Source organism: Candidatus Pelagibacter sp. PS_17, assembly GCF_059417945.1.
In genome coordinates, this window is record NZ_CM182073.1 from 837,464 (window position 1) to 851,462 (window position 13,999).

Genomic DNA, 13,999 nt, shown 5'->3' on the forward strand with positions numbered 1-13,999 from the left:
TGATTAATTATAAACCCAATGTTCATCATAGTTTTTTAATTGTTCTGGTAGGGGTGCTCCTTGAAACATGCATATTCTTAGCCACTTATCAGAACGTGGATCAAATTTTAATGCTCCAAAAAAAGATAATTTTAGTCTCAACATATCAATAGGCATTATTTCTTGGCCAATAGTATTGTCTTGTATTTCCGAATAAGGAAATTTCTCCACTATAAATGCTCTTCTTACAACGTGTCTTAACTCATTATTGGTTGATAAAAATTTAGCAATAGTCCAACTATTTTTAGTAACCGATAACGATTCATAAAGTTTTTTAATATCTCTTGCAATTGCTAAGGGTTGCTCTAACTCAGCACCCACTTCATCAAATCTATTTGCTAGTCTTGGTTCCTCTTTATTTTTTGAGATAAACCAAAAATTTAAATTATTTTCATCTTTGGTAAAATCTATTGTTAAGATATCTGGATATTTTTTTTCTAAAATTAGCTTTAAGTCTTCTACCGTTCGCTCAGTTGGAATATTGAAATATTTTTCTTCTTCAGAGCTCATTTCTTTAATTAACGGGGACGTTATATTATCATAAGGTTCCATCATCATTGAGACGACATATTCAATGCATTCTTCACAATATTTTTTTTCTAAATACAGATATAATTCGTTAAAGGCATAATCTTGCTCAAAATTAAATTCATTATCTAGATAGACAATAAATTCATTAAGATCTTTCAATAAAGATTTAATCTTATTTATTTGATATTCACTTTCAGTATTCCAAGAAGTGATATTCTTTATTGATTTTTTTAAACATTCTAAAAATAAGTTTTTATCTTTCTCTGATATTGTTTTTATCTCTCTTATTTTTTTTAAAGAAATTTCTCTTGCTGAAATCCAGTTATTTAAAAGAGTTGGATGATTAACAATAAATGGAGCCATTCCAAGACCTGTAGAATTTCCTATTCCTAAACCTTTACAAATATTTATATCAAGATTTACAGCTTTTTTTGGATTCTTACTTTTTGCAACGTGATTAACTTGATCAAAAGTAAATTGTCTTACCAGATAAACCAACATCATTTCCAATCTAAATGGACCATATATTTCTTCTCGGTCTTTAATTCTAAATCTGTCTGCTAAGCCAAATTTACCTGACCCATAAACTGCTGTGGTTCTATATAAATAACCAACACTAGTTAACAAATCATTATCAGGCTGCTTACCTTCGCTTAAACATTCAACCACATGATTGAAAACTCTTACTGATTTATTAGCTCTTGAAAGAGTTAATTCTTTATAAGAAAGTCTGCCAAATTCTTGTTTTGGTACTTCGTTTTTTAATCTTTCAATATCTTGTTTTTTTGGAACACCATCAAAAAGTGTGAAGGCTGCATCCCATTTGGTAGCTATAACTCTATCTGATCTTTCATTATCATCTAATTCATTTGCAAAACAAATTAATGAATACACTCTATTTTTTTTCTTAAATGAATAAACTGCAGTACCATAGCCATGTTCGTTTAATTCAAATAAATCTCTTTTGTAATCCCAATCCTTAAATTCTTTTAAAAAACTTCTTAAAAATGAAAGTTTAGATTGATGAAAAGACCCAAGTCTTGATAGCTTCATTACTACATTGGGGTCTCTTAAAGAAATATTCATTGGTTCATTTCTTTGTAAAAATTATACCAGTTGTTTCCAAGAATTCCATTTACTTCACTTTCTGAAAAACCAACTTTTTTAAGTCCTATCTCTAAGTTTTCAAATCCTCTTGCATCTAAAAACCAATCAGGTTGTTTTGGAAAACCAGGTTTGTTTTTAGACCCTTCTCCATAATTTTTGCTTTTAGTCCAAGTACCATTTCTCATCCATTCAACAATAGTATCTGGTTGGTTTAAACAAAGATCTGAACCTATTCCAATTTTTTCAACGCCCATAATCTCAGCAGTCTTAGCTGTCATTTCACAAAAACTTTCCAAAGAACAATCTGTCCCATCTTTTAAATGATGAGGATATAAAGAGAGACCCAACATTCCTTTGTGTTTGGATAAAATTTTTAATAGTTCGTTTGATTTGTTTCTCTTAGCTGGATGCCAAAATGATGGATTTGCATGAGTTATTGCAATTGGTTTTTCACTTATCTCAATTGCATCAATTGTACTTTTTTCTGCTGAATGAGACATGTCTATTACAAGACCTAGTCTATTCATCTCTTTAATTACCTCTTTACCAAAATTAGTAACACCACTATCAATTGCTTCATAACATCCCGTCGCTAGTAAGGACTGATTATTATAAGTAAGCTGCATAAACCTACATCCTAAATCATAAACTTTTTCAACCAATCCAATATCATCTTCTATAGGTGAACAATTTTGAAAACCAAAAAAAACTGCAGTTTTATTTTCAGATTTAGCTTTTTCAATATCTTTAAAACTTTTACCGTGAAAAATTAAGTCGGAATTTTCTGAAAAGTGATTTTCCCAATTTTTTAATACCGTTTTTAGCTCATCAAAATCTTCGTGGTAAACAATAGTTACATGGATTGCATCCAGTCCTGCTTGTTTATTGATCTGAAAAATTTCTCTAGACCAGTTACAATATTGTAAATTATCAATTTTAAAATTCATTGTGATCTTCTTTGTTTTAAAGAATACCAATAAGATAGATAAATTCTATTAATTTTATTGAAATTTTAGGCTTAATTTGAAATAACAATTTACGTTAGAATAAAATTACAACAAATGGCTAAAAATAAATTAAACAAAGTATCAATTGTTATGGGTAGTCAATCTGACTACAAAACCATGACATTTTGTCAAAATATTCTTAAAAAATTAAACATAAAATTTGAAATAAAAATAATATCAGCTCATAGAACCCCTAAAAGAATGTATGAATTTGCTATTAATGCTGAAAAAAATGGTATTGCAGTAATTATTGCTGGAGCTGGTGGATCTGCACATTTACCAGGAATGATTTCAGCCCTTACTTCTCTACCGGTACTAGGTGTTCCAATTGAAAGTAAAAAGCTGAAAGGTCTTGATAGTCTTCTATCCATTGCACAAATGCCAAAAGGAATACCTGTTGGAACATTAGCAATTGGAGAAGATGGTGCAATTAATGCTGCCTTATTAGCTGCATCTATTATTGGTCTTAGTGATTTAACTGTTAAGAGAAAATTAAATCAGTTTCGTTTAAATCAAAGCAAATCTGTTAAAAAAAAACCCAAATAGTTGTAAAATATGTCTAAACCAATTCTTGGAATTATAGGGGGAGGTCAGTTAGGTAGTATGCTTGCTATTGCTGCAAATAAACTTGAAATTAAAACAGTTATTTTTTGCAATGATATTGATGCTCCTGCCCAAAATTTTTCTAATGATTTTGTACAAGGTGAATATAATGATAAAAACAAGATTAATGAGTTTTTGAGTAAAGTTGATGTTGTAACTTATGAATTTGAAAATATTCCCTATGAAACATTAAATGAAATTAATAAAATAAAACCTGTTTTACCAAAACCTTCTGTAAATAGAATAATTCAGCATAGATTAGCAGAAAAAGATTTTATCAATAATCTAAATATAAGAACTACAAGATATGTATCTATTGAAAAAAAATCTGAAATAGATTCTGTTGAAGATTTATTACCTGGTATACTCAAAACTACTACATTAGGATATGATGGCAAAGGTCAACACCCTATTAACAGTTTAGAAAATTTAGACTCAATTGATGTTGATTATTCAAAAGGTTATATTTTAGAAAAATTAGTAAAATTAAAAAAAGAAATTTCAATAATCATTACTAGGTTTGGTATTCAAAAATATGAAATTTATGAACCCATTGAAAATGAACATGAAGATCAAATCTTAAGAAATTCTAAAATTCCAGCAGAGATTAGTGATAAAATATTAGAACAATCAAAACTATGGGCTACAACAATTGCAGAAGAATTAAAATATGTTGGAACTTTGTGTGTTGAGTTTTTCATTGACAGGAATGATAACCTTTATGTAAATGAAATTGCACCAAGAGTTCATAACTCAGGGCATCTAACAATTAATGCGTATAATGTAAGTCAATTTGAAAATCATGTAAGAGCAGTTTGTAAACTAGAGCAAATACCTCTTAAAAAAATATCCAATGCAATGATGACAAATATAATTGGAGATCAAATTACTAATTACAGAAATAAAGAACACAATGAAAATGAATTTTTCTTTGATTATCTTAAAAAAGAAATTAAACCAAAAAGAAAAATGGGGCACCTAACAACTCTTCTTAAGTAGATATTACTCATATGCTAAAATCAATCGAAGGAAATTTTGATAATCCAGAAGTTCATGAGCTACTTATAAAGCATTTCATTGAGTTAAGATCTGTGTCACCTGAAGGTAGTGCTCACGTACTTGATATAGCTGGATTAAAAGACCCATCTATTAAATTTTGGAGCCTGTGGGAAGAAAATAACCTAATGGGAAGTGGCGCATTAAAATTCCTAGATAATGAACATGGTGAATTCAAATCTATAAGGGTTAGTGACAACTTTAGAGGTAAAGGAAATGGTACAAAAGTCATAAATCATCTAATTAATGAGGCAAAAAAACTTAATATTAAAAGATTAAGTTTAGAAACAGGTGCTGGTGAGTTCTTTTTAAATGCCAGAAAACTATTTAGTAAGTGTGGTTTTGAGCCCTGCGAGCCCTTCTCTCATTATAAAAAAGATATCAACTCTATTTATATGACCATGCTAATAAGCAACAAATAAGTCTTTAATTATTTATTCTTTTAAATTTAGTTGACAAAACCTCAATAAATCTAAACAAAGCGAGAATTACTTAATTATAAGTAATAAAAGTAACACAATAAAAAGTAAGAAGATAAATATGAGTCTACAAGGAAAAGTAAAATGGTTCAATCCAACTAAAGGTTTTGGTTTTATTGAAAGAGAAGATAAAGAAAAAGATGTATTCGTTCACGTTTCAGCTGTTAGAGATGCTGGTATGAACGGTTTAGATGAAGGTCAAGCTTTGACTTTTGAAGTTGAAGATGGTCCAAAAGGTCCTTCAGCGGTAAATTTAAAAACTGCATAATATTCACACTTTCTATTGGCTGCGATTTTTTAATTAAATTAATTTTTTAATTATTTAGCTAAATATTTCAGCCAATACCAATCAGTTTTTTTTAAGAAATTCACTCACTATTGTATTAAATTCATCTGGCTTCTCTAAATGGACATTGTGAGAGCAGCCATTAACTATTCTAAGTTCACTATTTATAATATTTTCTTTTAAAGTTTCTACTTGGTTGAAGTTATAGGCTTTGTCTTGATCTCCCCAAATTATCAAAGTTTCATTCTTAATATTTTTTAAATTTTCAATACCACTCCAATTTTTCATAGCAACAAGAGCATTGTCCGCCGCCTCTAAAGAAGTTTGTTTACCCGCTTCTTCACATAAATAAAAATATTTAGATTTATCCTCTTCAATGAACCATGTTTTTGCAATTCTATAAGCTGTGTTATCCAGTCCATTAATTTTTAGTTTGTCTCTAGAAACATCTATGGTTTCAAATCTGCCAGGTATATTTCCTCTTGGTCCTGTACCATAACAAATTAATTTTAATATTTTTTCACCTGCTAACTTTGCCATTTCTTGCACAATCATGCCACCCATTGAGTGACCTAATAAATAAAAACGTTCTATTTTCTTTTTTTCTAAACTTGTCAATATAGATTTAGCCATACCTTCAATTGAATTATATGAGTTAACTTTATTACTTTTTCCAAAACCAGGTAATGCTGGTGCCAAAACTCTAAAATTCTTTTTAAAAAAGTCAGTTTGCAAAGTCCACATCTCAGATGATCCTAAAAAACCATGCACTAACACTAGTGGAGTGCCACTTCCCATATCTTCAATAAATATATCTTGCATATTTATATTTTATTAATAATCATCGAATATAACAATTTAATAATAAGTAACTAACAAGTATGACAAATAGAAAAATAACTGACCTTTATGATGTTGAATTCACTCCATTTGATAATTATGGGGTTGTTGTGCCTGGAATGAGTTGGCATAAAATTAGCTATAATAAAGAAAATGGTGGTAATGGAACTTATCTTTTAAAGATGGAACCAAATGCTAAAAGTTTGCCCCATGTGCATACAGGCTTTGAGGAATTTTTGATGTTAGAAGGTGAATTAACTGATCCAGATAATAAAGTTTTTAAAAAAGGTGATTTTGTTACTTTTGAACCAGGCTCTACACACTCATCCTTTACTAAAGATGGTTGCTTAATTTTAGTTTTTATGAGAGGTATCAACAAACCTCTTTAAGGAATTATTAAATAAATTTAATAGAAAATATATATTTATGATTGGAATTTTAGGCGGAATGGGAACTCAAGCGGGACTTGATTTTTGCAATAAACTCGCAATGTTAAATAGAGGAAAAAGTGATCAAGAATACCCTTTATTCATGCTTTATAACAAATCAAATATTCCTGGAAGACCAGAATCTATTGGTGTTCAAACTAAATCATTATCTACAATTCCAAGAAACTCAAAAAATACAAAAAAATATAATAGAGTTTTAAAAAGTTTGTTAGATGGATGTAAATCATTAGAAAAAAGTGGGTGCAAATTTATTGTTATACCCTGTAACACTGCACACTATTGGTATGAAGATTTAAAGAAAAAAATCAAGATACCGATCATTAACATGCCTAAAGAAGTTTTTATACAAACAAAAAAAAGTTGTAAAAAAAATTCTAAAATTGGACTTCTTGCAACAGAGGGAACTTTAAAAACTGAGATTTATGATAAAATTTTTAAAAAGGATTATGTATTGATTAAACCTTTAAGTAATTTACAAACAAGTTCAGTAAACAAAACAATCAAACATGTAAAAATGGGCAATATAAAACTAGCAGAAAAAACTATTAAGCCTGCAATTAAATATTTAATCAAACAAAAATGTAAAAAAATAATACTTGGCTGCACTGAGATACCTATTGCAATTTTTGCATATAAATCTTTACAAAATGCTAAAGTTTCAAAATTGTACCTTGATCCTAATTTAATATTAGCCAACTCCTGTATGGCAAAATATAAAAAATAGATAATGAATATAAAAGTCAAAAAACCATATGTTATATATATGGCTGAAATTATTTACTCCTACGTTTCTATTGAAAAAAATAAAGATCCGGAGCTTGATGTAAAACAAGCTATTAATAAATTCATGGAAACTAATGAATTTATAAAATTAAGCACTGGTGCATTACACGACGAATGGTTTAGTGAATTAAAAAAAAATGAGTATCTAGACAAAGATACTGGAAATAAAATACCAGATGAAACCATTAAACTTTTAGAAATTCAAAAAGATATGACTATTAAAAATTTAATTAAAATTCCTAAACTTTACGAGACTGAAAACAATACTCTCATCGAAGCATCAAATAGAGCACAACAATTTTTATGGCGTATGTGTGAAAGTTATGAACTGTGGTGTAAAGAAACTGGGCAATCAGAGCAGCTATTATTAGGTATTACTGATTAGCTAATTGAATAATTTTACTTGTTTTTTCTATTCTACTTTTGACTAAAGCAAAAAACTCTTCTTGGCTTTCTTCTTCTTCAACTTTTAATTTTTTATCCTCTACAAAGCTTTTAATATTTTCAGTAGGAGACTTACCAGTAATTTCTTTAACTGCTTGATTAGAACCATATGAAAGGCCAGCTTGATAGATATTACCAGAGCTAGCTAATGTATAAGCAGGTCCTAATAAAGCTGCACTTTGCACACAACCATTAAGAAAAAATAACAAAAATAATCCAGCAATTATTTTATTTAAAATCATTATACTCCTACCTAATCCTAAGTATTTATAAGTACAACTCAAGAGAGAAAGTGTTCATTTTGGATATTAATCTCTAATATTGATATAAAATATGACCTATAACTTCGGTATGGTTAAAATTTTTCCATTTATTTTTATCATTTTGTGGTCCTCAGCTTTTGTGACAACAAAACCAATAATAGACAATAGTGATCCTTTTGCTGCATTAGCCTTTAGATTTTTTGTGGTAGCTTTTGGTTTCTATATTTATTCAATTTATACAAAACAAAAAATTTTAACAAATTTAAGAAACCTTCTACAATCACTTTTTAGTGGAGTACTTTTTCATGGTGTGTATTTGGGAGGTGTTTTTTATTCAGTTTCAATCGGAATGCCTACCGGTATCGCTGCATTAATTGTAACCTTACAGCCAATTTTAACCAATGCTTTAGCAGGAAAATTTTTAGGTGAAAAAGTTACTTTTAAACAATGGATTGGAGTGATCCTTGGATTTATTGGTGCAGCTTTAGTTTTAGGTTTTGATATTGGATCAAGCCTTCCTATTTTTGGAGTGATAGCTTCTTTTGTGGCTCTTCTAGCGATCACAACTTCTACTTTATGGCAAAAAAAAATAAGTAATAATTTACCTTTGTCTGTAAGTAATATGTATCAAGCAATAGGTGGCTGTTCTTTTCATATAATAATTATTTTAATTTTTAGTGAACCTTATATTAATTTTACATCCACATTCTTAATAGCAATGAGTCATCAGATATTCCTTGTATCTTTTGGAGCTTTCACAATCTTAATGTTTTTAATTAAGAACAACTCAGCAAGTAAAACTGTTTCTATATTTTTTTTAATACCCCCTACTACTGCAATAATGGCCTGGATATTTTTGAATGAAAAATTGAATAATCTAGATTTAGTTGGTTTTGCTGTGGCAACTTTTGGTGTTTATATTGCAACAAGAAAGCAATAAATTTTTAAATTCCTTTATAACCAAATTCTAAGCAAGCATCAGTAATTGAATGATAAAAAGATTCTCCAAAACTTCTTAATGTAAATATTCTAACTTTATCTGGATTGTCATCTAGCATATCAATTGTAACTGACATTCCGTTATAAATTGAATTTAAACAAGTATTTTTTTTCAATTCATTAAAATTAAAAGGACATCCTTTTTTTAATATCTCTTTTGTATTTTTTCCCTCTATTTGAATTATCGCTCTGCTATGAGATATATTTGTTATGGCGAAATCTGTTTCTGGTAATTTTTCATTAATTTCTTTTAAAATTTCTTTCTTTGAAGAAACTAAAAGCCAGTTATTTGGTCCATTCCATAAAATTCTTGTATTGGTGTTACAGCTTATATTTTGAGTTTCATTTTTTAAGTTCAAATCATCTAACTTAATATTTTCAATAGTTATTGCTGAACTATTATACTTAACAATTTGAATGATTAGATAGTCGCTTAATTCGCTTATTTTTAACAGCTCTTTATCATTTTTTCCTTCATGATCACCAAATAAACCTTTGATATGAATATTCTTTAAAGCAGAAATTGAAGTCATGATCTTACTCTTTCACCTTTTGGATCAACATAATGCGATGAAACAATCTCAACTGGTATTGTTTTATTTTTTAAAGGAGACATTGCAAATAGTTTTTTCCCTATCATATTTTTTCCATCCTTAAGAATTGCTAGTGAAAATGGATTATCGTATTCAACACTCCAACAAGATGCTGAAATATATCCTAATTTAGGATTTGGTGTTGGAGCCATTGCATCTTTAACTAAATGAGACCCTTCCGGGATACTTGTTTTCTTATCAATTGGAACAACCCCTACTACTTTTTGTCTATCTTCAGCTATAAATGCTTCTCTTTCTAATGAGCGTTTCCCTATAAAATCTTTCTTTTTACTAACCAGTCCTTCTAAAGAGTTATCATAAGGAATGGTTCTGCCATCAAGTTCTGATCCTGCAATGTGACCCATTTCAATTCTTAGAGTTGATAATGCTTCAGTGCCATAAGGTTGAATTTTAAATTCTTGTCCTACTTCCATTATCTTCTCCCACATAAAGTTTCCATTATCAGATTCGACATTAACTTCATAAGCAAGCTCTCCTGAAAATGAAATTCTAAAAATTCGTGCGTGAACTCCAAATAAATCTGCTTCTAAATATCCCATAAAAGGTAATCCTTCATTTGAAGCATCAATATTTGGAAATAATTTTTGTAATAAGTCTCTAGATTTTGGCCCAGCAATTGCAGCTCCTGCCCATTGCTCTGTAGTTGAAACCACATTTACATTTAGTTCTGGCCATACAAGTTGTAGATAATATTCAAGATGAGATAAAACATTCGCTGCTTGTGCTGTTGTTGTTGTCATATGATAATGGTTTTCAGAAATTCTTGTTGTTGTTCCATCATCCATAACAATTCCATCTTCTCTTAACATTACACCATACCTTGCTTTACCAACTGGCAGTTTTAACCAAGCATTAGTGTAAACTCTATTTAGTAGCTCTGCTGCATCAGGTCCTTTAATGTCAATTTTACCTAAAGTAGTTACGTCACAAACACCTACATTTGTTCTAACGTTTTTAGCTTCTCTTTTTGAACCTTCAAATAAAGTTTCTTCTCCAATTTTATAATATCTTGGTCTCAACCAAACACCTGCATCTACAAACACAGCATTATTTTTTTCATGCCAAGTGTGCATTGGTGATTTTCTTGTTGGTTTTGAATGTTTTCCAACTTCTCTTCCAACAATTGCACCAATAGTAACTGGTGTATACGGAGGTCTAAAAGTTGTATGACCTACTTCTGGCACTATTTTATTTTCAATGTTTGAAACTAATTGCAAACCGTTGAGATTACTTGTTTTTCCTTGGTCTGTGGCCATTCCTAGTGTCGTGTATCTTTTTACATGTTCTATGGATCGATACCCTTCTTTTAGTGCAATTTCTACATCTGAAACAGCTACATCGTTTTGAAAATCTAAAAATCTTTTATATGTTTTTCCTTTAGGCAAAGGCACACACCAAAATTTATCATGGGTGGTAGATTTTTTTTCCATAACTGTTGGTGATGATGTTTTGTTATCATTATTAGTAATTTTTTTTGAAAGTTCATATCCAGTTTCAAATGAACTTTTTAAAGTTTCTTCTAATGTAAAAGTTCCATTAGCAGCACCTAAAGTTGTTTCATTTTGTTTTGATAATCCAGGTACAAATGCATCTATATCCTTATTAAAAGTAGTTTTATTTCCTGATTGAGAAGCTAAATGTATTGTTGGTGTCCAAAAACCTGAAACGCAAATGCAATCACAATTGATATTTTCTAAAGTTCCTAGTTCATTTTTATCATCTGAAATTTTTGCAACTTCAGCTGATTTAACTTTTTTATACCCTTTAGCAGCAACTACTACGTAAGAAAATTTAATTTCAATATCTAGTTTTTTTGCTTCATCTATAATTTCTGACTTTGGTTCTTTTCTTGTATCTAAAATAATTGGATCAACACCATTTTTTTTAAACTCTATAGCCGTTTCATATCCGCTATCATTATTGGTAAATATTAAAGGTTTTTTACCAACTAACACTCCATAAACTTTTAAATATTCTTTTGCTGCAGAAGACAGCATCACACCTGGTGTATCATTATTTCCAAATACTAAAGGTCTTTCAATTGATCCTGATGAAATTAAAACTTCTTTTGCTCTAATATACCAAAGTCTTTGTTTTGGATTATATTTTTTAGTTTTAGGTAAGTGATCACTTAATTTTTCTGACATCACTAACATATTGTGATCATAGTAACCAAATACCTGAGATCTATTTTTAACAATAACATTAGGCATTTCTTTAAGTTCAGAAATAATATTTTCTGCCCATTCTTTTCCTGTTTGATTTCCAATATTAACCTCGCTAGTTAATAAAGTTCCACCAAATCTAGGCTTGTCTTCTGCTAAAATTACTCTTGCTCCATTTTTAGCAGCAGCATATGCGCTTGCTAAACCAGAGGGTCCTGAACCTGCAATTAACAAATCACAATACTCATATTTATGTTCGTATCTTTCCTTGTCATGTTCAATTGATGCAACCCCAAGTCCTGCTGCTTTTCTTATAAATGGCTCATAAACTTTGTACCAAAAACTTTTTGGCCACATAAACGTTTTGTAATAAAATCCTGCTGGAAGAAATATTTTTAACAAATTGTTGATAGCACCAATATCAAAATTAACACTCGGCCAACAATTAACGCTTGTTGCTTCCAAGCCTTCAAATAATTCTTGCTCTGTAGCTTTTACATTTGGTTCAGTTTCATTATTTCTATATAGTTGAACAATTGCGTATGGTTCATCCACTCCTGCACCAAAAAACCCTCTAGGTCTATGATATTTAAAGCTTCTACCTATTAAATGAACTCCATTAGCAAGCAACGCTGAAGCTAAGGTATCTCCCTCGTAACCAAAGTAAGTTACTCCATTAAACTTAAATGAGATTTTTTTATCTCTATTTATTAATCCAACATTATCTAATCTATAATTTTGTGTCATATTAAATATCTTCGCTAGCTTTAACGGTTTTAAATATTTCGTGAGTTGCAGTGTCTCTTTCTACTTTAATCCACTGTCTGCATCCTGATATATGTTGCCATAGCTCTTTGTGTTTTCCTCTTAAACTTTTTCTATTATAGACAAAATTATCCCAATCTTGATCTGAAACTTCTTTATTAAGTTCTGGTCTTTTAACAGTTGCATCACCACCATATGAAAATTCATTTTGAGATCTCATCCCACAGTGAGGACATTTAATATGAAGCATTTATGAAATCCACGTTTTAGTTCCAAGTCCTTTTTCATCTAATAAGTGACCTGTGTGAAATCTATTTAAACTATATCCAGCATTTAATTTGTGAACTCTATCTTGTGCAATTGTATGTGCAAATGTCCATCCTGATGCTGGTGTTGCTTTAAATCCACCATAACACCATCCACAATTTAAATATAATCCTTCAATATGAGTTTTATCTATTATAGGCGAGCCGTCCATAGACATATCCATTATCCCACCCCAAGTTCTAAGCATTTTTAGTTTGCTAAGAAAAGGCATCATCGCAATTCCTTCAGTTAAAACATGTTGAAGGGTTGGAAGGTTTCCTCTTTGCGCATAGCTATTATAGCCATCCAAATCTCCTCCCATTACCATCTCACCTTTATCCGACTGACTAATATAAAAGTGTCCTGCACCAAAAGTTACAACTTTATCTAAAACAGGTTTAACTGGTTCTGAAACACAAGCTTGTAGAAGATGTGTTTCAATTGGTACTGTCATATTTAATTTCTCTGCTAAAACATTTGTACTACCTGCAACACACAGTCCAATTTTTTTAACTTTAATATCTCCTCGTGAAGTTCTAACTCCTTGAATTTTTCCACCTACAACATCAAAACCTGTTACTTCACAATTTTGAATTATATCTACACCCATTGAATCTGCTTGACGTGCATAACCCCATGCAACAGCATCATGCCTTGCCGTTCCAGCGCTTGGTTGCATCAGTCCACCAAATATAGGAAACCTTACATTGTCTGAAAAGTCAGCCATTGGAATAATTTCTTTTACCTCTTCTCTATTTAATAAAACTGCATCGATACCATTTAATCGCATTGAGTTTCCTCTCCTTGCGAAAACATTCATCTGGGCATCTGAGTGAGCAAGGTTAATAATTCCTCTTGGAGAAAACATTACATTGTAGTTTAAATCCTGACTCATTTTTCTCCACAAATCCATTCCAAACTCACTGAACAATGCATTATCGTCATGCATGTAGTTTGATCTAATGATTGTGGTATTTCTTCCAACATTTCCGCCCCCTATCCAACCTTTTTCAATGATAGCAACGTTTGTAATATTGTGCTCTTTAGCTAAATAATAAGCAGTTGCTAGGCCGTGACCACCTCCACCAATTATAACCACATCATATTCTTTTTTAGGAGTTGGATCTTTCCAAGCCAAATCCCAATTTTGATGACCAGAGAAGGCATTTTTGATCAAATTAAATATAGAATATTTTTGCATAAAATAATTTTATACAAAGGAATATAAATAGTTCTTATTTTTTTTATATATATTTTTTAGAA

16 protein-coding genes are annotated in these 13,999 nt (G+C 30.2%); 8 read left to right on the forward strand and 8 right to left on the reverse strand.

Translation table 11 applies throughout. The annotated features are described in order from the left end of the window. Positions 1 to 3 precede the first annotated feature (3 nt). Both AC5SML_RS04545 and AC5SML_RS04550 read right to left on the reverse strand, forming a co-directional pair. On the reverse strand, positions 4 to 1,656 hold the full coding sequence (locus AC5SML_RS04545; protein ID WP_494616923.1) for a hypothetical protein: 1,653 nt from the start codon (positions 1,654 to 1,656) through the stop codon (positions 4 to 6). After that, positions 1,653 to 2,624: a membrane dipeptidase gene (locus tag AC5SML_RS04550; RefSeq protein WP_011282268.1), complete on the reverse strand. Its 972-nt coding sequence runs from the start codon at positions 2,622 to 2,624 to the stop codon at positions 1,653 to 1,655. Before AC5SML_RS04550 ends, AC5SML_RS04545 begins: the two co-directional genes overlap by 4 nt. Before the next feature lie 114 nt (positions 2,625 to 2,738). On the opposite strand from AC5SML_RS04550, the gene purE reads away from it, so the two are divergent. The 4 genes from purE to AC5SML_RS04570 all read left to right on the forward strand — a co-directional run bounded on the left by purE (position 2,739) and on the right by AC5SML_RS04570 (position 5,090). After that, entirely contained in the window at positions 2,739 to 3,230 is a 492-nt protein-coding gene (gene purE / locus AC5SML_RS04555) for a 5-(carboxyamino)imidazole ribonucleotide mutase (protein WP_494616925.1), read from the forward strand. 9 nt (positions 3,231 to 3,239) lie between these two features. Continuing rightward, positions 3,240 to 4,286, forward strand: a complete 1,047-nt coding sequence (locus AC5SML_RS04560) for a 5-(carboxyamino)imidazole ribonucleotide synthase (RefSeq protein ID WP_006998010.1) — start codon at positions 3,240 to 3,242, stop codon at positions 4,284 to 4,286. 11 nt (positions 4,287 to 4,297) lie between these two features. Further along, positions 4,298 to 4,765 (forward strand): GNAT family N-acetyltransferase, encoded by a 468-nt coding sequence (locus AC5SML_RS04565; RefSeq protein ID WP_271479738.1) that lies wholly within the window; start codon positions 4,298 to 4,300, stop codon positions 4,763 to 4,765. Positions 4,766 to 4,883: 118 nt separating this feature from the next. After that, positions 4,884 to 5,090 carry a cold-shock protein gene (locus AC5SML_RS04570; protein WP_006998008.1) on the forward strand — a complete coding sequence of 69 codons (207 nt, stop codon included), beginning with the start codon at positions 4,884 to 4,886 and terminating at the stop codon, positions 5,088 to 5,090. An 81-nt stretch (positions 5,091 to 5,171) separates the two neighbouring features. On the opposite strand, the gene AC5SML_RS04575 is transcribed toward AC5SML_RS04570, so the two are convergent. Further along, entirely contained in the window at positions 5,172 to 5,930 is a 759-nt protein-coding gene (locus AC5SML_RS04575; RefSeq protein WP_041185800.1) for an alpha/beta fold hydrolase, read from the reverse strand. 59 nt (positions 5,931 to 5,989) lie between these two features. On the opposite strand from AC5SML_RS04575, the gene AC5SML_RS04580 reads away from it, so the two are divergent. Genes AC5SML_RS04580 through AC5SML_RS04590 form a run of 3 tightly spaced genes read left to right on the forward strand, consistent with a single transcriptional unit; the run spans position 5,990 to position 7,565 of the window. Further along, a complete protein-coding gene (locus AC5SML_RS04580; RefSeq protein WP_006998006.1) occupies positions 5,990 to 6,337 on the forward strand; it encodes a cupin domain-containing protein in 348 nt (115 codons plus the stop codon). Between the two features lie 37 nt (positions 6,338 to 6,374). After that, positions 6,375 to 7,121, forward strand: a complete 747-nt coding sequence (locus AC5SML_RS04585; RefSeq protein WP_006998005.1) for an aspartate/glutamate racemase family protein — start codon at positions 6,375 to 6,377, stop codon at positions 7,119 to 7,121. A gap of 3 nt (positions 7,122 to 7,124) precedes the next feature. Continuing rightward, positions 7,125 to 7,565: a hypothetical protein gene (locus tag AC5SML_RS04590; protein ID WP_020169576.1), complete on the forward strand. Its 441-nt coding sequence runs from the start codon at positions 7,125 to 7,127 to the stop codon at positions 7,563 to 7,565. Here AC5SML_RS04590 and AC5SML_RS04595 read toward each other — a convergent pair. After that, positions 7,555 to 7,866: a hypothetical protein gene (locus AC5SML_RS04595; RefSeq protein WP_006998003.1), complete on the reverse strand. Its 312-nt coding sequence runs from the start codon at positions 7,864 to 7,866 to the stop codon at positions 7,555 to 7,557. The genes AC5SML_RS04590 and AC5SML_RS04595 overlap by 11 nt on opposite strands. 109 nt (positions 7,867 to 7,975) lie before the next feature. Here AC5SML_RS04595 and AC5SML_RS04600 point away from each other — a divergent pair, with 109 nt between their 5' ends. Beyond that, a complete protein-coding gene (locus tag AC5SML_RS04600; RefSeq protein WP_006998002.1) occupies positions 7,976 to 8,827 on the forward strand; it encodes a DMT family transporter in 852 nt (283 codons plus the stop codon). Between the two features lie 4 nt (positions 8,828 to 8,831). Here the strand turns inward: AC5SML_RS04600 and AC5SML_RS04605 are convergent, their stop codons facing one another. Genes AC5SML_RS04605 through AC5SML_RS04620 form a run of 4 tightly spaced genes read right to left on the reverse strand, consistent with a single transcriptional unit; the run spans position 8,832 to position 13,937 of the window. Continuing rightward, positions 8,832 to 9,419, reverse strand: coding sequence for a sarcosine oxidase subunit gamma family protein (locus tag AC5SML_RS04605; protein ID WP_018414298.1), 588 nt, complete (start codon positions 9,417 to 9,419; stop codon positions 8,832 to 8,834). After that, positions 9,416 to 12,412, reverse strand: a complete 2,997-nt coding sequence (locus tag AC5SML_RS04610; protein WP_006998000.1) for a sarcosine oxidase subunit alpha family protein — start codon at positions 12,410 to 12,412, stop codon at positions 9,416 to 9,418. The genes AC5SML_RS04605 and AC5SML_RS04610 overlap by 4 nt, the downstream gene beginning before the upstream one ends. Before the next feature lies 1 nt (position 12,413). Then, positions 12,414 to 12,680, reverse strand: a complete 267-nt coding sequence (locus AC5SML_RS04615) for a sarcosine oxidase subunit delta (protein ID WP_006997999.1) — start codon at positions 12,678 to 12,680, stop codon at positions 12,414 to 12,416. After that, on the reverse strand, positions 12,681 to 13,937 hold the full coding sequence (locus AC5SML_RS04620) for a sarcosine oxidase subunit beta family protein (protein WP_027307073.1): 1,257 nt from the start codon (positions 13,935 to 13,937) through the stop codon (positions 12,681 to 12,683). It lies immediately after the preceding gene. Positions 13,938 to 13,999: the final 62 nt, after the last annotated feature.

What these genes read in the sequence shown, in the direction of transcription:
- AC5SML_RS04560 (WP_006998010.1), top strand. Translation starts at nt 3,240, where the DNA reads ATGTCTAAACCAATTCTTGGAATTATAGGGGGAGGTCAGTTAGGTAGT.
- AC5SML_RS04570 (WP_006998008.1), top strand. Translation starts at nt 4,884, where the DNA reads ATGAGTCTACAAGGAAAAGTAAAATGGTTCAATCCAACTAAAGGTTTT.
- AC5SML_RS04600 (WP_006998002.1), top strand. Translation starts at nt 7,976, where the DNA reads ATGGTTAAAATTTTTCCATTTATTTTTATCATTTTGTGGTCCTCAGCT.
- AC5SML_RS04585 (WP_006998005.1), top strand. Translation starts at nt 6,375, where the DNA reads ATGATTGGAATTTTAGGCGGAATGGGAACTCAAGCGGGACTTGATTTT.
- AC5SML_RS04545 (WP_494616923.1), bottom strand. Translation starts at nt 1,656, where the DNA reads ATGAATATTTCTTTAAGAGACCCCAATGTAGTAATGAAGCTATCAAGA.
- AC5SML_RS04580 (WP_006998006.1), top strand. Translation starts at nt 5,990, where the DNA reads ATGACAAATAGAAAAATAACTGACCTTTATGATGTTGAATTCACTCCA.
- AC5SML_RS04615 (WP_006997999.1), bottom strand. Translation starts at nt 12,680, where the DNA reads ATGCTTCATATTAAATGTCCTCACTGTGGGATGAGATCTCAAAATGAA.
- AC5SML_RS04595 (WP_006998003.1), bottom strand. Translation starts at nt 7,866, where the DNA reads ATGATTTTAAATAAAATAATTGCTGGATTATTTTTGTTATTTTTTCTT.
- AC5SML_RS04550 (WP_011282268.1), bottom strand. Translation starts at nt 2,624, where the DNA reads ATGAATTTTAAAATTGATAATTTACAATATTGTAACTGGTCTAGAGAA.
- purE (WP_494616925.1), top strand. Translation starts at nt 2,739, where the DNA reads ATGGCTAAAAATAAATTAAACAAAGTATCAATTGTTATGGGTAGTCAA.
- AC5SML_RS04575 (WP_041185800.1), bottom strand. Translation starts at nt 5,930, where the DNA reads ATGCAAGATATATTTATTGAAGATATGGGAAGTGGCACTCCACTAGTG.
- AC5SML_RS04590 (WP_020169576.1), top strand. Translation starts at nt 7,125, where the DNA reads ATGAATATAAAAGTCAAAAAACCATATGTTATATATATGGCTGAAATT.
- AC5SML_RS04610 (WP_006998000.1), bottom strand. Translation starts at nt 12,412, where the DNA reads ATGACACAAAATTATAGATTAGATAATGTTGGATTAATAAATAGAGAT.
- AC5SML_RS04605 (WP_018414298.1), bottom strand. Translation starts at nt 9,419, where the DNA reads ATGACTTCAATTTCTGCTTTAAAGAATATTCATATCAAAGGTTTATTT.
- AC5SML_RS04565 (WP_271479738.1), top strand. Translation starts at nt 4,298, where the DNA reads ATGCTAAAATCAATCGAAGGAAATTTTGATAATCCAGAAGTTCATGAG.
- AC5SML_RS04620 (WP_027307073.1), bottom strand. Translation starts at nt 13,937, where the DNA reads ATGCAAAAATATTCTATATTTAATTTGATCAAAAATGCCTTCTCTGGT.